We start from the raw sequence: 21318 nt of genomic DNA, 5'->3' as shown, positions 1-21318 counted from the left end.
GGTTTTTATTGACAACGTTCTTTAAAACTTTAGTCGTCTACAGGTCGAAAAAGCTTCAGAAACTCTCCATAAATTTATTGCTATTGATTAACACTATATTGGCGAGTAACTTTTGCCACTTTGATCGAATAGTTCTTGTACCAACCATTCTTTCCTTTTTCCTGCGCCACCTGGTGCCTACTATTATTCTTCCAGTTCTTTATCGCTTCTTCGGAGCCCCAATATGAAAGGGTAATTGAAGTATCGCCCATTTGGGCATGCTCAATATTTAAAAACCCTTCTTGCTGCATAGCTAAACTCACCATCTCCATGGCCATCTCATCATAACCTTCCGTATTCTCGCCCCTGGTAGCAGTAAATATTACAACGTAACAATCATGCTCACTTTCCATTCTATTTCCTTAACTATCGAATAGTTTAATCTGTAGATCTAAGAGGTTTTGAAACTGCAACATTTCTAGCCCTCAGGCAAGGCATCAAATTCTTTTCTTTTGCTTTCAAACCATTCAGCCATCGCTTCAGGTTTTTGCATAAGCGCCTGCATATCATTCATCGCTTTGAGGTGAGCTTCGTCACGCTTCTGAAACATCTCTATTCCGTGCTGTTTACTCAATTCAGCTATTTCATCAAAGGTATTTGCCTGAAACTCTTTGTCGCAAGCTCCACCGAGTTCTTTACATCGCATAGTTTTCATTAGGACCTCCGTATTATATTAAAACTAAAAAAATTGTTATCTTCTCTATGCATGGCCTGGTTCCCACTCGTCGTATTTGGGAATATCACTATCATAAACTAACCACGCCGCTTCTTGCGATTTCCAAATTTGAAACTCGGCAACCTTTCCAGGATCTTCGTCCAATGTCGCAACGCGTAAAACTACGTATGGTTTTCCTGGATATTCGGCGACTAGCTGTGAGCCGCATATCGAACAAAAACGACGCCTTTTGCCAGGGGATGATTCGTACGTGCTTAATAAACCTTCTCCGCTCACCCACTTAAAGTTCTTTAACTTTACACCTGCAGCTGTATTAAATGCAGCGGAGTGAGCCTTCCTGCAGGTAATACATGAACAGTGTTCTATGGGCCCATCCAAACTAGCCACTTCATACTGAACGGCCCCACAAAGACAACTTCCATTCATGCTATCTCTCCGAAATACTACGCACATAACTATTGGTTAGAAAAAATTCATATTTACATGATGGATAATTCCTCTCAAGCAACTTTACCAAAGCTAAATATATCCATTTCAAACACCTAGGGTCGCTCAGAATATTTGAACGAGGCCTCAAAGCAGCTTATTAATACGGGACATACCAGGTAAAATTATTCTCCAAAATAATTTTCACCGCGAAGCAAACTCTTCATATTTTGATTTTCTGATTGCGGTAAAAACCCCAAAAGATCTACATTCATAAGCTTAGCTTTGGCATTAAAACCACGGGTAATTGGTCAAACATAGAATGTTGGCGCTTCATTTTGACTGTTATATACTCCGCGACTCCGATCCAATTTAGAATTATCAATCTCCGTCTTCGATTTCGCGACTTTCCTCAAACGAATAATTTATCGTGATTTAAGGATGAATGACTAGGACAATTATCATGCGAACTCTATCGTTACTTGTATTGTTTTTACTATCCGCTCAGATAGCGGCCCAAAATACCGCGACCATCTCTGGTCGGGTGGTCGACGCCAACACACAACGGCCTCTCGCCTTCTCAGAAATCACTTTAAAAAACGCCGCTAACGGTGAGGCAGTCACCGTATTTCTTTCTGATGCGACGGGTGTTTTTATCCTTGAAGACATTCCAAGGGGTAACTATCGGGTAAGTGCGGCGAGTGTCGGTCATTCTCCAGCAGAAGTGGAACTCACTGTTGGCCTCGCCAACGATATTTTCAACTTAGGTGATATTCGATTGAGCTCAAATAGCGATGTAGAAGAAATTGTCGTCACCAGCTCCACCATTGAGCTAGAAGAAGGCATTCGGTCATTTAATCTAGCCGATAACGCCGCCTTTACCGGCGGCTCTATCTTAGATGCCATGAAGGGACTGCCAGGGGTTTCGGTTGATCAAGATGGCAAAGTATTATTACGCGGTAGTGATAAAGTTTCAGTTTTAGTTGATGGAAAAGTTTCGAGTTTGACAGGTTACGGAAATCAATCCGGTTTAGGTAGCATTCCCTCCGCCAACATTGAACGTATCGAAATTATTAACAACCCTTCTTCACGTTATGATGCATCCGGCTTAGCGGGCGTTATCAATATCGTTTACAAAAACGAGAAGAGTTCTGGCTGGACCGGAGATTTGAGTTTCACCGCCGCTGTTGGACAACTTGAAAAACGGAAGAAAGATTTGCCGACGGAGCTCGGCAGTTACTCAAACAATCAAAAATATACGCCTGCCATAAGCCTCAATTACGGTGCAGATAATTTTGATTATTTTTTACAAGCCGAAGTACTCACTCAAGATCACTTGCCTAACAATGAATTCACGACGCGTTTTTATGACAATGGCGACGTTACACTTTCGCAAGTTCCTGAAAATCGTGAGCAAGATCATTACATCGTAAAGACTGGCGTGAGCTGGACTGCCAGCTCGAAGGATACAATCAATGCTTCTCTATTATGGGATTACGAAGAACACACTGATCGCGCCCAAGTCCCTTTTATAGATCAAGCCACGGGGAACCGATTACGTTATTGGTTTTGGACCGAAGAAGAAGTGACTGGATTTTTTAATATTAATGTTGATTGGGAACGTCAGTTTTCCGAACCCGGACATAAAATTAGCGCGAGCTTGCAATACACGCGCGGCTGGGAGGATGAATCTTATTTCTTAAATGAGGACTCTCTCGTTCGTGTTGGCACCGATGAAACACATCTCGACGCTCGCGAAAATACAGTACCCTTACAAATCGATTATGTTCGACCATTACAAACTGGCCGGCTCGAACTGGGTGGCAAGTTTCAAAAACGTTGGCTGCCTGTAGAGTATGACATCGTCCCTGGAACAAATTCGGTTATTTATCCTGGCCTTGGCGATGAATCTGAATGGGGAGAGACCATTTACGCAGGCTATGTAAACTATGTTTACGAACAAAGTAATTTCGGTGTCGAAGCCGGCTTGCGTTTGGAACAAACAGACGTGTACTACGACGTGCCACCAACCAATATTTATTATGCAGAAAATGATGAATACGATTATTTTGAAGCGTATCCAAATGTACGCTTCACCTATAACTTAAACTTAGACAACATCATTTCTCTACACTACAACAATCGCGTAGATCGCCCGGGGGAACCTGAACTAAGAGTGTTCCCGAAGTATGATGATCCAGAGCTTTCTAAAACCGGAAACCCTTATTTACGGCCTCAATTTACATCTACGTTTGAATTTGCGTATCAACGTTTTTGGTCAAACGGATCAGCTTTTATTGCGCTCTACCATCGTGATATCGAAGATACTTTTCAGCGCCTATACGCACCCGATACGACCAACCCGATTTATCCTGTTACTCATAAAATCTACCAAAACACTGGTGACTCTACGAACGATGGTATTGAATTCAGCCTCGCGCAAGAACTGAACGAAACATGGTCGGTAAATGCGAGTTTGAATTGGTACAAAAATGACATCGACGGCGACACCGTAACCGTATTATTTCCGTTTGTTCGCGATTTAACAATTGACGCATCCGATGATGACACATGGGACTTCAAACTCAACACGCGAATTGCACTGACTACCAACACTGACGTGCAACTCAGTTATATTTATTATGCAGATCGAAATATTCCCCAGGGTGAAGCTTCTTCACGATCATCATTTGATATTGGGGTGAATACTTTGATATTCGATGGCAGAGGTGAATTAAATTTCTCTTTCGCAGACGTTTTCAATAAATTTGGAATCAAAGAAGAATATGACGCTGCAGGTTATACCGCGCTTTACGAAAATTATTACGAAAGCCAAGTTGCACGTTTAACGGTGAAATACAATTTTTAGTAAACTTTATTTTATCAGTACTTTGTTCGGGCAGCTGAAATTGCTGAAAGACCGATGCCAATAACGACAGCCTGCTTAGCTAGGATCACTGCGGCCTGTTTTAGCATGAAATCTCCATCGCGAAAAAACGCGTACAGCGGAACAGTCGAAAATAACAAATAAAATTAGAGGGAATTAAAATGCGAATAATTGTTTTGTTACTTTGTATCTCAACGATAACCTGTAAAGTCTACGCCGTTGAAAAACTACCTGTGGAAGCGTTTGGTCGCTTACCAGACGTCAGTCAAATAGTGTTATCAGATGATGGATATCGATTGGCGAATTTGGTTCGAATCGATGCCGATGGTTATGAGGGATCACTTATCTCCCTCTATGATACCCGCAGCCAAACGCATAAAGCCCTCCTCCGCACCAGCAATGAAAAGTTTATTATCAACTCGATTCGTTGGGCAAACGATGACACCTTACTGATCGGCGCCAGATTCCCAGGAAACCGATACGGGACTCCTACAACGGAAACCCGATTAATGAAGATCAACGTCGAAACAGCTGAGGCTAGCCCAGTCATTTCTGACCGCACTACGAAAAAATTCAAATGGGTTCCGCAATTTCAGCACAACATTATCGATATGCTCCCAGATGAGCCGAATTTTTTTCTGATGACTCTCGATACAGAAGGCACAGGCGATGCTAAGGTTTATCGAGTTAATTTAAACAATGGTCATATTAAACGATACCATCGACATCGCCGTCATGTGCGAAATTGGATTACCGACCAAGATCATAATATTCGCGTGGGAATTTATCAGGATGGTACGGATCTGCGCGTCTTAACTAGAAATTCCGAATCAGGTTCTTGGTTTGAACGCTGGCGCTTTGAAAGTTTCGATGAGGCAGCAATTGCCCCACTCGGCTTTGGGAAAGACCCCAACATTCTTTTCGTCCGCGCCTATCACGATGACCGCAAAGCAATTTTTAAAGTGGATCTCAGCAAAAAAAACAGTGAGCTAGAGCTAGTATTTTCCGACCCCAATTTCGATGTGAATGGAAACCTAATTTTCTCCAAATCTACAAGGGACGTGGTTGGTATAAGCTACGCCGAAAATGGTGGCTTTACATTTTGGGATCCCGAACTTGATAAAATTCAAGACAGTGTTAATGCTGTGCTACCTGACACTAAAAATTTCATCTACGGGATGGCTATAGATCAGCGTCGCTATCTCGTTCTATCGCTTAGCGACACTAATCCCGGAACCTATTACTTAGGTGATAGAGATAAAGGCACACTTGAAGCTGTTGGGAGACGCTATGAAGCTTTGAATCCAGAATTAATGAGTGAAAAGCAGGTAGTTGAATATGAAGCGCGCGATGGTTTAAAAATACAGGCGTATTTAAGTTTACCAAAAGGTATCGAACACAAAAATCTCCCCGCAATTGTTTTCCCCCATGGCGGCCCAATTAGTTTCGATGATGGGGGTTTTGATTACTGGACTCAGTTTTTTGTTAATCGTGGATACGCAGTGCTGCAAATGAATTTTCGCGGCTCTAGTGGTTACGGTTTTGATTTTATGAAAGCGGGACTGCAAAATTGGGGCAAGGAAATGCAGGATGACGTTGAGGATGGCGCACATTGGTTAGCAGAACGCGGCGTTGTCGACCCACAAAGAATATGTATTGTGGGCGCAAGCTATGGAGGCTACGCGGCGTTAATGGCTACCGTTAAGTCACCCGACCTGTTTCGTTGTGCGATTAGTTTCGCCGGTATTGGTGATGTTGAAGCGCTGGTGAAATCACATCGACGGTACAGCAACTTTGAAGTTGTGCAAGAACAAATCGGAGATGACTATAAAGAATTACGAAACCGTTCACCCGTCAATTTTGTTGAAAAAATAACTACACCTGTTTTATTGGTGCACGGAACTGATGATCGTTCGGTAAAAGTCGAACAAAGTCGGGACATGGAAAAAGCAATGCGAAAAGCAGGAAAACATGTCGAATACATTGAGCTAGATGGAGGCGATCATCATCTCAGTAACAATGATCATCGTTTAACAACGTTTAGTGCAATGGATGAGTTTCTCGCGAAACATTTGCCCGTTGAGAAATAGTGTCGCGCTTTAAAAAACCAGAGCAATAACAAAATTATTAATTAGGACTTGCTTTACCTTTCGCACAGCGGGGGCAAAATATCTTGCCTTCAACAATTTGCCACCCCGCCTTGTGCGCCTTTAAAGCCGAAGGTAAAGATGCCGCATCTCCCTCCAGCTCTTCATTTATTTCATCGACAAATTGCTCTTCGCATCCTTCATTTTGACAAATAAGTAATTGTTTAACTTGTGAGTCAGACAACGACGGCCTCCAAATCTGTTTTATTCAATATTACGCTTTTAAAATTTTTATCAATCATTATCCCAGCCAGCTTTAATATGCTCTATCATGCCGGTCTTATCCAATGAGTCAAGCTTCATAATCATATCGATCAATATCATGGCGTCGTGAAAAAAACAGGACCAAGAACCGCTAGGGAACTGAAATTTAAGTTTTTTTTAACTTGAAAGCTAACGAGAGTAATAGTTCTCAGTAAGATATTTCGCCCAAAAAAATGATTGTTCAGTTAATCTTAAGTAAGAATAATCTATCCTACAACTAAGCGTTCGGCATCAAAACTAATCTTCATTAAAAAACATCTTCGCTATCTTTACATTGTTCATACTGTGCTTTGTAAAGTTCATTGCGCCTGTGCCGCTCCTGTAATATATTTTTAACAATAACAATAACAATAACAATAATAATGGCACCAAAGTGAAAACCTCCAAGCCGTCTGGCGCCTTAATCAAAATATCTTTATCTGAGATGGACTTCTATCATGGCAATAAAAGTCATATATGAGAACGATTATCAAGGCGTCTTACTAACTGCTGAGTCGGACTTCAATGGCGGGGACTTGTATAGAGTAAGTCAGCAAATTTATCAGCATGAGTTTATTCACCTACTTAGATATCAAATTGTCGACTTTACCCAAGTCGACAGTGTTGATATTGATATTGAAACGGTCCAAAAAATTGCGGATCTTGATCGTGCTGCCGCAGAAAAAAACAAAGGTATGAAAGTAGCGATAATTGCCGAGGATAATTTATTAAAATATTTAAGCGAAGCTTGGGAAATTTTTTCCGAAAACCCTTGGCTAGAAACGAAAATTTGTAGCACGATGGGAGATGCTAGAGAATGGCTCATAAAATCAGAACTGAACCGAGAAAACAAAACGAAGAATATCCAAATAGAAAAAAAAGATTAGAAACATTCGTTTATTCTATTGAAAGCTCACAGTTTTCTAATAATATTTGAACTACGGATTCGTTCGATCCAGTAAACTGATTCACTAACAATATGTTTTTATCCTGAGATACGGTTGCTGATTTTATTAGCGAAATATCTACGCTGCACCTCAGGTTTTTTTTCAAATTTGTTATACAGATAGGACCTTCCCAGATATCGGGTTTCGCCAAATCATTTGGGTTAAAAATCTTAACCTGATAGTCATCTACTTCAATAGTAGTGTACTGTCCTTCGATATGGCAGGCTTGGTTTTGCTCATCTGAAGCCTGGTTCTGAGCTATAGGTTGCTCACAGGCAGTTAAAACTGCGACGGAAAAAACAAACCCAAACGCTATCGATACCATTTTTATTTTCATTCGATTAGCCTATAGCTATAAATAACCTTATCTCGATCTGCTTTGTTCCATGACCAGTTTATAGTTGTATTTTTCTTTGGCACTCCACCAAGACTGCCCCAATACGGTGAAGGGTACTTGCCGTGGGATAATTGCCCGTCAACAATGACAACCACATGTCCATGAGGGTCGCTCTTGAGCCCCGCAACGACGAACATGCCATTAGCCGCATGAAGCTGTGCCTGCAAACCGGATTCAATTGTTTTCCAGAGCGGTTTCTGAATAGCATCGACAATATCATTTGCCTGCCCATGAACCGTTATTGTTAACTCTTTGGCGACCGCTTTTATGAAGCCACTGCAATTCTTTTTATTACTTTCCCAGTGCTTTTCACACAATTCAATAACTTTAATTGCGTTTCTGTTTTTCGACATAATCATATCCTTATGAGATGAAGCGGTGTATTGAATAATAATCGCTCAATGTAGCGGGCTAAAATATCACGGTTCCAGCAATCAAACCGTGCTGAATGTCGGGTTTTTTGCTCATGTTTCTGCTATACGAGTCGCTTTTGGTGCTAGACGGAATATCAGCACTCTATACTTGAACAAATATTTATAGTTGAATGAGCTACTGGGGCTTTAACTGGAAAACGCTTTCCTACAACGAGCGCTTCCAGTAAAAATATCAAATAAACTATCACACGCTTTAGGAACAATATTTAAAACATACATCGCACCTCAACGCTTAAAGGAAAATAACAATGGTTCTTATAACACCAATCAAAAAAAACATTTTTAACCTAGGGTTGATAGCGATACTAATTAACCTTTCCGCTTGCGACTTATTTTCGTCTCCGGCGGAAGAAGTAAGCTTTCTAAATAATAAATTTTCGGTTATCAAACCTGCTACCTGGTCTATTCGCACAGATTTGAATGACGCTGCAGACTTACAAATGGCGAATTTATTTAAAGAAGCTTATGTAGTGATATTGTCAGAAAATAAAGATGATTTTGAAGATATCACATTGGAAGAACATAGTGCTTTGACAAAGTCTTATATATCCGAAAGCCTAGAAAACTATAAAGAAACTGAGCCCGAAAATAATTTGAGTAAAAAATACAAAATGATACGTTACCAGATATCTGGGACAATCGAGGGTTTAAACGTTATTTATTGGCACGTCTCAGTTGAAACTGATCACCATTTTCATCAACTTCTGTTTTGGAGTTTGAATTCAAAATTTGAAAGCAATGCTGCGGATTACAATTCGGTGATCCAATCTTTTAAAGCGAATGGGTAAAAATCATTTTTTACAAAACTGACAAGATAAAAATAAAAACCCAAACCAGTTGGTTTGGGTTTTCTGCCGACGAAAACTCAAATTATTTTTTATAAAATTTAGTTAAACCCTTAATAGGGCCAACTTCACCAGCGTAAATAATACCGTCCTTATCGACAGTCACACCTTCTCCCATTGAGCCCACACCTCCCATACCAGAAGCTCGCTCAGATTCATGAGCCGGAATAAAATATTCAACTTTACCCGTTTTAGCACTACCGATACGCAAACCCTTACTCCAACCTGGATTGTAGTTGTCATCTGACTCCGAATCGATCGCATAAATCGTATCGTTTGCATCGATAAATAATCCGCTGATACGGCTAAATTGATACCAGGTATCTAGGTGATTTCCGTCTTGATCCATAATTTGTATGCGTCGATTACCACGATCCGCAACAAATATGCGTCCCTGAGAATCCATCGCTAATGCGTGAGGCGAACGAAATTCGCCGTCTTTAAATCCCCATGAACCAAAACTTTTTATAAATTTTCCGTCAGCCGAAAATTTAGAAATGCGACTAATAGAATTTGGACCTGGCTCATTCTGAAATTGCGCTCCGTGAGTTTCGGCGACAAAAATACTGCCGTCAGGTGCAACTACTACGTCATTTGGATCGGTGAAATGTGTTGGGGGGTTACCGGCTTGGCCTGGTGTTCCCAAGACCATAAGGACTTCACCTTCGGGACTAAATTTAATTACCTGATGCCCTATATTCGTGGCATCGGGAAACTCTTTTAACTCATTGGCCCGAGCACCGCGCGCATCGACAATCCAAACATTCCCTTCTTTATCAACTTCTATTCCATGAGGCCAAGCGATTAGGCCCTTACCAAAACTTTTAACGACTTTGCCGCTAGGATCAAGTTTCACAATTGGATCAACATCCGAACCGACACAAGAATTGTTACCGCAACGATCAGCCGCCCAAATGTGTTTCCCATCAATATCAACATGAACCGCACTCACCGAGCCCCATACACGCTCATCAGGTAAGGTGCCAAAATTTCTCATCGTTTGATAAGGGTTGGGTAGATCATTGATTGGTTTAACATCAGCATGTTCCGCCGGCCCTACTGCTCCGCGCTGAGCCCATGTCGGCATACTCAACATCATCGGTAGAGATAGTGCCATTAGAGTCAAGATCGTGGATTTACGTGTTTTCATTAATCACCTCTAGTTTTGATTCTAATTATTGTCTTGAAAATATTTTAATTTGGTTTTTTAAAAAGGTGCGCTGTTAGCGCAATCTGAGTAGTTGGAGCGTTGCTTTATTATTAATGTTCCAGTTATCGGATTAGCTTGCCATTGTACTGATGATTCCGAAAGCAGACTGATAATAATTGTTATTCCCATACGTGGTCGTTACCTTCATAACTACAAGATTTGCTAAACCACGGGTCAGCAACCTATAATTACTGACCCATAATTCAGCAAGGTGGATTTAAATGCCACACCCCACACACACAGATTCCCCTAGTAAACAGCCACGCTACCGACGCCGAAAAGAAGACAGACCGGAAGAGATTGCCGATGCCGCTCTTCAGGTATTTTCAGAAAAAGGCTATTCCGCTACCAAGGTCGAAGAAGTCGCCCAGCGGGCAGGGGTAAGTAAGGGCCTGCTTTATCTCTATTACAAAACCAAGCAAGATCTGTTCAAAACGGTGGTTCGCAAATATATTGCACCCAAAGTTGATCATTTGCTGGACGTTGTCGAAACCACTGATTTACCTGCAGAAGAATTTTTGCGCGGGCCATTTCTGCATTTAGCGAAACAAATTCCTCACACCCCCGCGAGTATACTCATTCGTTTGATGATATCTGAGGGGCACAAGCATCCAGATCTTGTGGCTTACTATTGGGAAACGGTTGTCTCCCACGGCATCTTAGCGCTCAAAACAATTATTAGGCGCGGAGTTGCAAGTGGTGAATTTCGAGAAACGGCTATCGAAAAATTTCCGCAACTTATCGCTTCACCCGTTATATTTTCTGTGATTTGGAATTCCATTTTTTCAAAACAAGAAAAAATCGATAGTGACTCATTTATTGAAACACACATTGATATGTTAATTGCCTGGCTTAAAGCATGAGAAACTAAAATGAAACAACATCGTTTGCTTCAATCATCATTACTTTCCTCTATTTACTTGCTCACTGTCATTCTTAGTACCGGTTGTGAAAATAAAGAACAAGGTCTACTGCTTGGGCAACTAGAATCTGACCGTATAGAAATCAACGCCGAGGTTTCTGAACCTATAACAGCCATCCTAGTGCGAGAAGGCGAAACCGTCAAAAGCGGTCAGGCGCTCATTCAATTGGATGCACAGCGGTTTGAAACCAAAATTCTAGAAACCAATGCCTTGCTCGCGCAACATCAAGCACGACTAGAAGAATTATTAAGAGGGCCCCGATTAGAAAAAATTAGCGCAGCTCGTGCTTCATTGCAAAGCGCTGAGACCGAGCGAGAATTTCGAAAAATAGAGTTCACTCGGGCACAACGTTTACTCGATCAAAACCTCACCTCTATCGCAAGTAGAGACTCAGCTAAAACCGCTTTCGATGAGGCCCAATCAAATGTTGATTTTCGACAAGCACAACTTGACGAACTAATTGCGGGAAGTACTAACGAAGAAATTAGCCAAGCAAGACAAGCCGTGAAACAAATTGAATCAAAACTTCAGTTATTAGAAATTGATCGTGATCGGCTTACGCTAAAAGCACCTAGCGACGCCATCGTCGATAATATTTTGTACGAAAAAGGTGAGCGCCCACAAGCAGGACAAACCATCATTGTTTTATTGTCCGGTGATCAAGCTTATGCACGCGTTTATATCTCTGAGACAATGCGCTCGTCGGTCAGCGTTGGATCAACGGCGACAATAAATTTTGACGGAGCGAACAAAGTACTAAGCGGCAGAGTACGCAGTATTGCCAATGAAGCCGCTTTTACCCCCTACTATTCACTCACCGAACATGATCGCGGTCGACTGTCCTATCTTGCAAAAATCGATATTCTCGATGCGGACGAACGACTACCCGATGGCCTGCCGGTTCAGATAGAACTTATCGATGAATAATCATCTAGAAACGAACCACAAATTCGCAATCCGGGCCCGAGGCTTAAGCAAACAATTCGGTAATCTATTAGCGGTAAATAACTTAGATCTCGATATTCCTCATTCACAAATTTTTGGTTTCTTAGGGCCCAACGGTTCCGGAAAATCGACAACCATCCGCTTACTTTGCGGCTTATTGTCACCGTCCCAAGGTAGCGCAGAGGTGTTGGGATTTAAAATACCCGAGTCCGCAAAAAAACTTAAACCAAAAATCGGTTATATGACGCAGAAATTTTCTCTCTACGGCGACTTAAGCGTTATCGAGAATTTGCAATTTATTTCGAATATCTATTGTTATGAACGTAAGGCCCGCAAGGTTCGAATCGAAGAATTACTTGAACGGTACGATCTTCGAGAACTCAGTCGGCAAATGGCGAGCACATTAAGTGGCGGGCAAAAACAACGGCTTGCACTAGCTTGTGCGGTACTCAATAAACCGGAATTATTATTGCTCGATGAACCCACTAGCGCGGTCGACCCTAAAAGCCGCCGGGATTTTTGGAAAAAATTATTTGAACTCGCTGATTCCGGTACGACAATTTTAGTCAGTACTCATTACATGGATGAAGCTGAGCGCTGCCACCGCCTTGCTATTCTCGATCACGGAAGAAAAGTTGCTGCCGGTTCTCCGCAGGAATTACAAGAAAATATCGGCGTCTCTGTCGTAGAAGTGCAATCAACTAATACTTCCGCCATTCAAAATATCTTGGAAAAAAACCAAAATATACTCAGCGTGACCCAGCTAGGCGTTCGACTTCGTGTCTTGGTTCCCGCTTCAATTGCAAAGCCTTTAGCTCTGGTAGAGGAGCAACTAGGCGATTACAAATTAGCTGCACAAGTAAGCTTGGTGCCCCCGTCGCTGGAAGATGTTTTTGTCGTCACCACCTATAAAAAACCATCGCAAGATAACATCACCATCGAAAAACAATTGGGCGCATAAAAACACCTGAGGACGAATTAAGTGAATTGGCTGATACGTTTTTTCGCCATAATGATCAAAGAATTTCGACAATTACGTCGAGATAAAATTACTTTTGCAATGATCATAGGAATTCCTGTGGGTCAGATTCTATTATTTGGTTATGCAATTAATACCGATATTAGAGATTTAAAAGCCGCCGTCGCCGACCAATCTAACTCTCACTTATCACGAGAGTTTATTTCCGAGCTAGGCCAAACCCAAGTAGTAGCATTTCAATCACAAGTACAAAGCGCTGATGATTTGGAGCAGCTACTAAGAGTCGGTGATATTTCTATCGGTGTTTTCATACCCCATGATTTTGATCGTCGTACACAAGATTCATCCCGACCCGCTGCACATCTTCTGGTCGACGGAACAGATCCCACCGTGGTAAACGTTGCCAATCAATTAGCGTCATTTCCCGTAGGTTTTAAAAATAATATTCGGCGAGAAAATTTACGATCATTAGAAGTAAAAGCCTATTACAACCCGAACAGACGTACCGCCGTTAATATCATTCCCGGCTTGCTAGGTATCATCTTAACCTTAACGATGACGCTATTTACCGCAGTAGCAATTGTAAGAGAGCGAGAGCACGGCAACCTCGAACTCTTAATTAACACGCCAGTCAGTACGGCGCAGTTAATGTTGGGGAAAGTTGTACCCTACATTCTTATTGGTCTTATTCAAGTGGCGCTAATTCTTGCTGTCGGCCAATTTCTTTTTAATGTTCCGCTACGCGGAACACTGCTAGACTTATACTCTGCAGCGATTGTCTTTATCGCTGCCAATTTGGCGCTCGGCCTGTTTATTTCTACGGTTGCAAAAACGCAGTTTCAAGCGATACAAATAACAATCATGTTCTTATTGCCCTCAATATTATTGTCAGGTTTTATGTTTCCTTTTGATGGCATGCCAACATTTGCTCAGTATCTCGGAGAAGTTTTGCCAAACACCCATTTCATTCGTTTAACGCGGGGCATCATGCTACGTGAGGCGGCATTACTAGAATTAAAATCAGAAATTATTGCACTAATGGTATTTACACTACTTGCTATGGTCGCCGCAATACTGCGTTTTTCACGGCGCCTTGATTAGCCACTTCCGAAAACTCAGATAAATGTTTTGAAATTCTTTGTTTATGTGATGTCTTGGCAGAGGAGACGAGTAATGTCTGCTGCTGATTTTTCCTGGCAATTTTGGTACTGAGATCCACACCATAACGAGCTGAAATCATCTCGATCGATTTTCTCCGCTGCCTTTTTCAATGGCGAAAGTGCACTGCCCGCTAAAGGAAAATCCGGAACTTCAGGATTTAAGGGTCCAATATCTTTCATCAGTTGATTGATGATTCCGCGAGCTGGTCGCCCAGAGAACAAATTGGTAAGTGCCGTCTCGCGTATTTCTTTATTTTTTAAAGCCGAGCGATGAATGGCAGAAATTTTTGCTTCGGGACACAGAAGATATGCGGTACCGACTTGTACGCCAGCCGCGCCAAGAGACATGATTCGTGCAACGGATTTTGCATCACTGATCCCACCTGCGGCAACAACAGGGATGTCGATTTTCGACAGCAGTTGCTGCACTAAACTTACGGTATCCATTTGCAAACCTAATTCCATCGACAAAAAGTGGCCTCGATGTCCGCCCGCCTCCAAACCTTGAGCGATTACTAGGTCAACTCCACGTTCCTGCAACCACAATCCTTCTTCCACTGTTGTTGCCGTGGACATTATTTTCGCGCCGCTGGATTTAACCCGAGCCAATAGCGAATGCTTCGGCAGCCCGAAATGAAAGCTCACCACCGGCGGTTTAGTTTTTTCAACCACTTCTACTGCGCGCTCATCAAAGGGCATTCGAATACCGCCAGGTGGAGAATCAATATCTTCAACACCAAGGTCTTGATAATAGTGATCGAGTGATTGCTTCCAGGCCTTTATTTTTTCACTATTATCTCCGGGCTCCGCGTGACAAAAAAAATTGAGATTAAATGGTTTAGATGTAAGTTTAGTGATCGCTCCAATCTCGTCAGTTAAGGCCTCGGCACTCAATAAGGCCGCAGGCAAAGAGCCAAGGCCACCTGCATTGGAAACAGCTACAGTTAAGGCGTGATTTTGCGCTCCAGCCATCGGCGCTTGAATGATGGGCAACTCGATGTTCAATAAGTCTTGTAATAACATGGGATTCCGCTTCACCTAGGATATTTTTTACGGTAGTTTACCGGCATTCACATAGTCTATTCCCGCTGAGCTAGATTTAGGATTATTTTTTTTAATCTTCGTTATTCAAAGGGTTTATAACCTGTTCTGTTCCTCTCAATAACAAGAATAATTGGACCTATTATGAAATTCGCAAAGTATTGGCAACAAATCATCGTTCCCGCTAACAAATCAATATTTGGTTCAGACAAAATACCAATCTGGGGAGCTTCCAACGAGAGTGAGGAGCAGGCACTAAGTGAAGCGCAGCAACGCGCCAATCGCTTTAAGGCATTCTTTAGTGAGGGATTTAATAAACAGGACGAATATGAATATTCCGTCGGATTTATACGCGAAGAAGTCATCGAGGAAATTAAGAACCCTCACGGTGACACTCTCGCCGTACTCACCCGCAATAGTTATGGGGCATGCGTATTAAACACCGAGCAGGTATTGATTGGGGATATCGATTACCCTTCTCCGGGAATGCTTGATCGAATCTTGTCGATATTTGGTAAAAAACCGAAAGACAAAGCCTGTTTTTTAGATCTAATAAAAACTTACCAAGAAAAAAATACCCATTTTAAAATTAAAGTCTATGAAACCTTTGGCGGCTTGCGTTTTATCATCTGCGATAAACTGTTTACCAGTGGCGCTGATACGGTCTATCAAATTTTTAAAGATTTGGAAGTTGATCCCTTGTACGCCCAACTCTGTAAACGACAATCTTGTTTTCGCGCGCGTCTCACGCCCAAGCCATGGAGGATGGATATCGAAAGGCCGCCAAATCGTTTTCCTCGGCAGAATGAAAACGAAACTCAAAAATTTAAGTCGTGGCTCGAAAACTACCAACATGCCAGCAAACATAAGTGTGCGGCCAGAGAAATTGCCACCTATGGAAGTGCCAGTACGCATCCAGATGTAAGAATGGTAATTGAGTTGCACGATAAAATTGCTTGTCCCAGCGCTGAAACATTGGCGTAGATCAAACGACTGAATTAGACATCAATAATGATTAATCAAACGATAATTAAATCCTTACAGCAGCGTATTCATAAGATTATTCGCGATCATAGCCAAGGAATTAGTGAGTACGAGCTGTTAAAGCAACTTCAGAACGAGGATGTTTTCCCTGAGCTTGACGGCAAGGAAAACCTATTGATGTTCAGACAACACTTTTTATTGATGCACTGTTTATATACTCTACAAGAAAAAATGATCACCGAGGAACAACTCTATTTAACTATTAGCCCAATAAAAATCAACATAACAGCAACCAAAAAATCCACGTCCAGCGGTACCGAAATCAGCGCTACCGAAATCAGTGAACATCATTCTGAACAAGCGTTGAAAGAATATTATATGGATTTGAATTATTTTTATGACACTAGCAGCGGAGATGTCGAAGGATTACTAAAAAGCTTCTGGCAGGAATATGCACGCCAAATTAACGGTGGCGATGCGCTAGGCATATTGGAACTACCAGCCGGTGCGAGCAAGGAAAAAATTACCGTGCGTTATCGCCAACTTATTGCAAAACACCACCCCGATAAAGGCGGTGATAAGGAAGAGTTCATTAAAATACGCGCTGCCTATGAGGTACTTACAGCAAAACCCTAAAAGATCAGATCTTTCAGATTGACTACAAGAATCAATTCAGTACCAGGGTAAATGCCATTTGCCAAGCTGGCATTTTCTTTTTTTAGAAGCCTTCGAATAATTTACAATTCAAACGGAGTTAGCATGAAAAATATTTTTATTTCTTCGGCGTGTCCATTCTTATTGTTAATCCTTAGCGCTTGCTCAGAAAAAGAATCAGCAACCAACGACGCCAACATAAAAAATAATACCGCGATCAGCGATTCAGACGCTTGGATTCAGCTATTCGACGGTACTGACCTTGATCACTGGAACACAACAGGCGATGCAAACTGGATAGTTGAGGACGATACCGTAAGTGCTAACAGCGGCAGCGGCATGTTGGTAAGTAAAATTCCGTACACGGATTTTCATCTGACACTAGATTTTTGGGTAGACAGACCGGCCAATAGTGGCGTCTTTATTCGTTGCTTGGAAGCCAGCAATATTACCGCGAGCAATTGTTATGAGGTGAATATCTTTGATACACGACCGGATCAAACCTATCGTACTGGGGGCATTGTTGATATCGCGCCACCTAATTCCATCGTAAATGCCGCAGACCATTGGAATCGTTATGAAATTATCGCTAAAGGATCGCGCCTGACAGTTAAATTAAACGACATCCTTATGGTGGATACAGAAGATACAAAATTTTCCGAAGGCGTGATTGCTTTGCAGTATGGCGCCGGGGTCGTCAAATTTCGAAACATTGCCATTAACAATACACTGTGATTGTTTTGGAAGCAGTTACAAGTTTGAAGAGGAGCAGGAATTAAGTCTACTTTCAGGCATTGACCATGGTCTATACACCACGGTTTATGATCGGCTCACATACAACATAATAATTAGGAGCCAGACCATGAAATCGTTTTCAGACTATAAAAAAATAATACGCGTTATCGCTTTAAGTAGTGCTGTGCTGTTTTTATTCGTATCGCCATTCTCTTTCGCCGCTGAAGAAGCGAAGTACTCCAAAAATATATCATTCAGTGTTCTTTTAGATGAAGAAGCGGCTAAAGCCATTATGGAAAAGCATGCGCCTGCATTGATGAGTAATCCCGATATTGACATGGCCCGCGGCATGTCCCTAGGTGAAGTTGCCTCCTTTCCTGAGGCCGGTCTTTCTAATGAGATCGTTGAAAAAATTCTCGCGGATCTCAACCAACTAGAAGGTTAAGGAAACTCTTAATCGCTTTTTTTTCTGTTTTCAGCAAGGCCGTGACTATGCCACTACATAGTTTATGGCCTTGCTGATTTTTTTGCGTCTCAACATCCACTAAAATCAGATTTCATTCAATTTCCACATTCGCACAGCGGTGAAAGTAAAAACAAGCGACATTCTTACCAAAGGAGGTAGCCATGTTTATCGGAGAATTGGCGAAGAAATCCGGCTTTACCAGAGACGCAATTCGTTACTACGAAAAAATGGGCCTGATTAATTGCAAAGGCCAAGGCTCGGCTGAAAACAATTACAAAATATATTCTGATGAAACCTTGCAAACCTTAGAACATATCTCCCAGTTGAAGAATATGGGGTTTTCTCTTAGTCAAAGCAAAGAGGTGTTAGCTATGGCTAATAAAAGCCAACTGGACATGGTAGGTATTAAAAGAACGCTAATAAATAAAAGAAGAGAAATAGAAGGACAAATTAAAACCATGCATCAACATTGCTCAAACATTGATGGAATTCTAGATCAATATTTTCAAGATATCTAAGTCACCACTATTAAAGCCACTCTCTAGGATCCAGTCGATAATATTTCTCTAACTCTTCAAACAACGCTTTGTGGTTTTTATACAGCTTGTCAGGCTCTTCAAAAAATGTTTCCGTCGCAACGGCAAAAAATTCTGCGGGGTTAGTCGCACCATAGTGATCAATAATACTCTCTTTTCTAGGATCACTCTTCTGGAGTTTTTCAAACTCTTTACCGAGTACGTAAGCCCAGCTTTTATAGGCGGCTTTGGTATAGAGAAGCGGAGCGCCATTAGTGACACCAGACTCGTGGTCTAGTTGATGAGCGAATTCATGTAAAACCACATTGAACCCATCGGTAAAATTACGCACGCCCTTTTCGACATCATCCCAAGCTAAAATAACTTTGCCATTACTCCAGGATTCACCCAGTAGATCATGGCTTTGGTGTGAAACCAAACCAAGCTCATCCCTCACCTCTCGCGTCGCTCGAAAAGTGCTGGGATAAAGATAGATAGTTCTTAAATCGACATATTCATGAGTTGGTCTATTTAACAATAAGAGGCAAGCTTGTGCAGCGATCAACACTTTCATCTCGTCATTGACTTCTAGATCTGCACAACCAACGAATTCTTTATTCTCGATAAACACATTTACAAGTTGTTGAAGCTGTTTTTTTAACTCAGCAGGGAGTTTTAAATAGACAGGAAACCGCTCTACCAATATTTTTTCCCAGGTATCAGGGAAGGGTTTACTGACCGTTCGATGACGAAACAAGCGCGGCAATATCAGTAGATGTACCGCTACCAACAAAACGATTATAAATAGAATAGAAAAAATAATTACTGTTTGCATACGACGTCAAATTTCAAAGAATAAAAATCAAAGTGCTACTAAGATCACAAACTAAAAATATGCTGTGTTAATGTCTATATCGGCGTATTGCCAAGCACGTTTAAATCTGCGTTCGGCGTCTGCTGCCGGTCCCGCTTTGTTTTGACCTCGCATGCTCGCTAACAAGCCGTAAAGCGCCCACCCGTTCTCTTGCAACAAATTCAAATCTTCATTAAATATTAGTTCCGCATCTGAGAATCGCTTTAACGATAAATACAGCTGACCTAAACTCAAACGTGTTGATTGTAACCAGTCCGGCGGCTCCATATACCGCAATTGATCTTGAATCAAAATCGCCTGTTTGTACTCAGAAATAGCGCTACGAATATCACCTTTTCGCTGAGCGATATCTCCGGCCAAGGTGTGCTGTGCAATCGACAATAAATCGCCCGCGGAATTTACTACTACGCGTAACGTTTTTAATTTCGGATCGCTTTGTATCCCTCGCAAACGAACTAACGCTTGCTCTGCATTTTCGACATCACCTTTCCTCAAAAGGGCACTACCGCGCATAAAATGCCACATGCCTAGCAAATAAGGTGTGTTTTGCGGAGGAGATTGCAAGGCAAGGATGTCATCCCAACGGCCAAACATTCTCAAGGTCATCCAATAAGTCGCAATCGCGCGTTGCCCACCACCTGTTGTTATTCTATTTTCACTAACGCTCTCTGCCATTTGTTTTGCCGCGGGAATTGCTCTCGCACTATTTCCCTGTAAGACAGCGGCCCAGTGAATAAAATTAGTGGCATGTCCCGCGTGGCCACGATGAGAAAGCCCATAGGTTAATCCACCCGGAAATTCTCGCTCACCCCATACCTCGGCAAAATATTTGTCGGCTTCTAAAGATCGCTCATTCGTTAAAATTGCGTCTTGGTAGCGACCGACACGCATATAAATATGTCCGGGCATATGCACCATGTGCCCGGCTTTTGGTGTTAGAGATTCAAGCCTATCCGCAGAGGCTTCTGCTTGCTGGGGCGCAATCGAATTTTCCATAAGGTGAATATGAAGATGAGTTAAGCCAGGGTGGCCAGGTTCAATAGAAAGTGCTTTTTCTATAATTTCTTGCGCTTTATCGCCTTGGTTTATTGGGCTGCCGTCGCGTGGCGAAAAATATTGCCAGGGTGTCGCCATCATGATGGCATCAGCCGCTAGAAATGCGACCTCAAGATCTTGTGGATATTGAGCATACAAGTCTTGCGTCGCAACAATAAATGCCTGACTGCGCGCTTCTCTGCTCGTGTAAGTATCGGTATCAAAAAGAACTGCTAAGGCTTCGATTAAACCCACTTCAAAAGCACTGTAAGCGTTTGGATTCTTGTTAATTTTTTCTTTTGCACTTGCTAGTGCGGCTTTACCTAAGCCTTCTGGGTCATCTTTCGCTCTGCCATAACGGCTGTTTGGGTTAGGACCAATTGCTAATGCCCTACCCCACTGCACCATGGCATTATCGGGATCGAAACAAAGCGCCGCGTTAAAAGATGCTAAGGCTTCTGGAAAATAAAAACTAAATGTTAATCTCAAGCCTTGGTCAAAATAAAGTTGCGCCATTTCAGAAGAGGTCGATATTTTTCTGCTGTAAACTCCTGCATTCTCGACAATTGCCGCCTGTTCATTCGCGCAGGAAAGTTTTTCGTGAAAATTTTCTTGTGTGTCGTTGTTGACGCTAACGATTGAAAGCGGAGCGCCGCGCTCTTGCGAGCTACAAGCAAAAAGAAAACACGTTAGTATCGATAAAATTACTACAAGCTTTGTCCTGATGGATCTTCGGCAATTAGTCATACATCTCTC

General features: G+C 42.0%; 23 protein-coding genes. 13 read left to right on the top strand and 10 right to left on the bottom strand.

Going from position 1 to position 21318, the window contains the following annotated elements:
* Nucleotides 1-80 precede the first annotated feature (80 nt).
* The 3 genes from ACYUCY_RS01675 to ACYUCY_RS01665 all read right to left on the bottom strand — a co-directional run bounded on the left by ACYUCY_RS01675 (nt 81) and on the right by ACYUCY_RS01665 (nt 1141).
* On the bottom strand, nt 81-392 hold the full coding sequence (locus tag ACYUCY_RS01675) for an antibiotic biosynthesis monooxygenase family protein (protein WP_460224704.1): 312 nt from the start codon (nt 390-392) through the stop codon (nt 81-83).
* A 65-nt stretch (nt 393-457) separates the two neighbouring features.
* Nucleotides 458-694: a DUF1059 domain-containing protein gene (locus ACYUCY_RS01670; protein WP_460224703.1), complete on the bottom strand. Its 237-nt coding sequence runs from the start codon at nt 692-694 to the stop codon at nt 458-460.
* Nucleotides 695-739: 45 nt separating this feature from the next.
* A complete protein-coding gene (locus tag ACYUCY_RS01665) occupies nt 740-1141 on the bottom strand; it encodes a GFA family protein (protein WP_460224702.1) in 402 nt (133 codons plus the stop codon).
* Nucleotides 1142-1604: 463 nt separating this feature from the next.
* Here ACYUCY_RS01665 and ACYUCY_RS01660 point away from each other — a divergent pair, with 463 nt between their 5' ends.
* On the top strand, nt 1605-4010 hold the full coding sequence (locus tag ACYUCY_RS01660) for an outer membrane beta-barrel protein (protein ID WP_460224701.1): 2406 nt from the start codon (nt 1605-1607) through the stop codon (nt 4008-4010).
* Nucleotides 4011-4189: 179 nt separating this feature from the next.
* Nucleotides 4190-6118: an alpha/beta hydrolase family protein gene (locus tag ACYUCY_RS01655; protein WP_460224700.1), complete on the top strand. Its 1929-nt coding sequence runs from the start codon at nt 4190-4192 to the stop codon at nt 6116-6118.
* A 37-nt stretch (nt 6119-6155) separates the two neighbouring features.
* Here the strand turns inward: ACYUCY_RS01655 and ACYUCY_RS01650 are convergent, their stop codons facing one another.
* Entirely contained in the window at nt 6156-6359 is a 204-nt protein-coding gene (locus ACYUCY_RS01650; RefSeq protein ID WP_460224699.1) for a hypothetical protein, read from the bottom strand.
* Between the two features lie 517 nt (nt 6360-6876).
* Here ACYUCY_RS01650 and ACYUCY_RS01645 point away from each other — a divergent pair.
* Nucleotides 6877-7305: a hypothetical protein gene (locus ACYUCY_RS01645; protein WP_460224698.1), complete on the top strand. Its 429-nt coding sequence runs from the start codon at nt 6877-6879 to the stop codon at nt 7303-7305.
* Nucleotides 7306-7315: 10 nt separating this feature from the next.
* Here ACYUCY_RS01645 and ACYUCY_RS01640 read toward each other — a convergent pair whose 3' ends face one another.
* Nucleotides 7316-7702, bottom strand: coding sequence for a hypothetical protein (locus tag ACYUCY_RS01640; protein WP_460224697.1), 387 nt, complete (start codon nt 7700-7702; stop codon nt 7316-7318).
* Nucleotides 7699-8115: a hypothetical protein gene (locus ACYUCY_RS01635; RefSeq protein WP_460224696.1), complete on the bottom strand. Its 417-nt coding sequence runs from the start codon at nt 8113-8115 to the stop codon at nt 7699-7701. Before ACYUCY_RS01635 ends, ACYUCY_RS01640 begins: the two co-directional genes overlap by 4 nt.
* Before the next feature lie 329 nt (nt 8116-8444).
* Here ACYUCY_RS01635 and ACYUCY_RS01630 point away from each other — a divergent pair, with 329 nt between their 5' ends.
* Nucleotides 8445-8984 carry a hypothetical protein gene (locus ACYUCY_RS01630; protein ID WP_460224695.1) on the top strand — a complete coding sequence of 180 codons (540 nt, stop codon included), beginning with the start codon at nt 8445-8447 and terminating at the stop codon, nt 8982-8984.
* Nucleotides 8985-9066: 82 nt separating this feature from the next.
* On the opposite strand, the gene ACYUCY_RS01625 is transcribed toward ACYUCY_RS01630, so the two are convergent.
* The gene (locus ACYUCY_RS01625; protein WP_460224694.1) at nt 9067-10191 is read right to left on the bottom strand and encodes a peptidyl-alpha-hydroxyglycine alpha-amidating lyase family protein; all 1125 of its coding nucleotides are present in this window, start codon (nt 10189-10191) and stop codon (nt 9067-9069) included.
* A gap of 281 nt (nt 10192-10472) precedes the next feature.
* Here ACYUCY_RS01625 and ACYUCY_RS01620 point away from each other — a divergent pair, with 281 nt between their 5' ends.
* From ACYUCY_RS01620 to ACYUCY_RS01605, 4 genes are read left to right on the top strand one after another with little or no spacing between them, the layout of a single operon-like run.
* The gene (locus ACYUCY_RS01620) at nt 10473-11114 is read left to right on the top strand and encodes a TetR/AcrR family transcriptional regulator (protein ID WP_460224693.1); all 642 of its coding nucleotides are present in this window, start codon (nt 10473-10475) and stop codon (nt 11112-11114) included.
* A gap of 9 nt (nt 11115-11123) precedes the next feature.
* Entirely contained in the window at nt 11124-12101 is a 978-nt protein-coding gene (locus tag ACYUCY_RS01615) for an HlyD family secretion protein (protein ID WP_460224692.1), read from the top strand.
* On the top strand, nt 12094-13080 hold the full coding sequence (locus tag ACYUCY_RS01610) for an ABC transporter ATP-binding protein (RefSeq protein ID WP_460224691.1): 987 nt from the start codon (nt 12094-12096) through the stop codon (nt 13078-13080). The genes ACYUCY_RS01615 and ACYUCY_RS01610 overlap by 8 nt, the downstream gene beginning before the upstream one ends.
* Nucleotides 13081-13101: 21 nt before the next feature.
* Nucleotides 13102-14199 (top strand): ABC transporter permease, encoded by a 1098-nt coding sequence (locus ACYUCY_RS01605; RefSeq protein WP_460224690.1) that lies wholly within the window; start codon nt 13102-13104, stop codon nt 14197-14199.
* A 41-nt stretch (nt 14200-14240) separates the two neighbouring features.
* Here ACYUCY_RS01605 and ACYUCY_RS01600 read toward each other — a convergent pair whose 3' ends face one another.
* Nucleotides 14241-15281 (bottom strand): NAD(P)H-dependent flavin oxidoreductase, encoded by a 1041-nt coding sequence (locus tag ACYUCY_RS01600; RefSeq protein ID WP_460224689.1) that lies wholly within the window; start codon nt 15279-15281, stop codon nt 14241-14243.
* 162 nt (nt 15282-15443) lie between these two features.
* Between ACYUCY_RS01600 and ACYUCY_RS01595 the strand changes: the two genes are divergently transcribed.
* The 5 genes from ACYUCY_RS01595 (at nt 15444) to ACYUCY_RS01575 (ending at nt 18656) form a co-directional block, all read left to right on the top strand.
* Complete coding sequence (locus tag ACYUCY_RS01595) at nt 15444-16283, top strand: hypothetical protein (RefSeq protein WP_460224688.1); 840 nt, start codon at nt 15444-15446, stop codon at nt 16281-16283.
* Between the two features lie 27 nt (nt 16284-16310).
* The gene (locus ACYUCY_RS01590) at nt 16311-16919 is read left to right on the top strand and encodes a DNA-J related domain-containing protein (protein WP_460224687.1); all 609 of its coding nucleotides are present in this window, start codon (nt 16311-16313) and stop codon (nt 16917-16919) included.
* A 123-nt stretch (nt 16920-17042) separates the two neighbouring features.
* Entirely contained in the window at nt 17043-17672 is a 630-nt protein-coding gene (locus ACYUCY_RS01585; RefSeq protein ID WP_460224686.1) for a 3-keto-disaccharide hydrolase, read from the top strand.
* 127 nt (nt 17673-17799) lie between these two features.
* The gene (locus tag ACYUCY_RS01580; RefSeq protein WP_460224685.1) at nt 17800-18117 is read left to right on the top strand and encodes a hypothetical protein; all 318 of its coding nucleotides are present in this window, start codon (nt 17800-17802) and stop codon (nt 18115-18117) included.
* A gap of 182 nt (nt 18118-18299) precedes the next feature.
* Nucleotides 18300-18656 carry a MerR family transcriptional regulator gene (locus ACYUCY_RS01575; protein ID WP_460224684.1) on the top strand — a complete coding sequence of 119 codons (357 nt, stop codon included), beginning with the start codon at nt 18300-18302 and terminating at the stop codon, nt 18654-18656.
* 10 nt (nt 18657-18666) lie between these two features.
* Here ACYUCY_RS01575 and ACYUCY_RS01570 read toward each other — a convergent pair whose 3' ends face one another.
* Together ACYUCY_RS01570 and ACYUCY_RS01565 are read right to left on the bottom strand one after the other, a co-directional pair.
* Nucleotides 18667-19488 carry a M90 family metallopeptidase gene (locus ACYUCY_RS01570; protein WP_460224683.1) on the bottom strand — a complete coding sequence of 274 codons (822 nt, stop codon included), beginning with the start codon at nt 19486-19488 and terminating at the stop codon, nt 18667-18669.
* Between the two features lie 51 nt (nt 19489-19539).
* Nucleotides 19540-21309 (bottom strand): tetratricopeptide repeat protein, encoded by a 1770-nt coding sequence (locus tag ACYUCY_RS01565; RefSeq protein ID WP_460224682.1) that lies wholly within the window; start codon nt 21307-21309, stop codon nt 19540-19542.
* Nucleotides 21310-21318: the final 9 nt, after the last annotated feature.

It is taken from the genome of Aurantivibrio infirmus (genome assembly GCF_054767315.1).
This window is presented reverse-complemented; position numbering and strand designations above follow the sequence as displayed.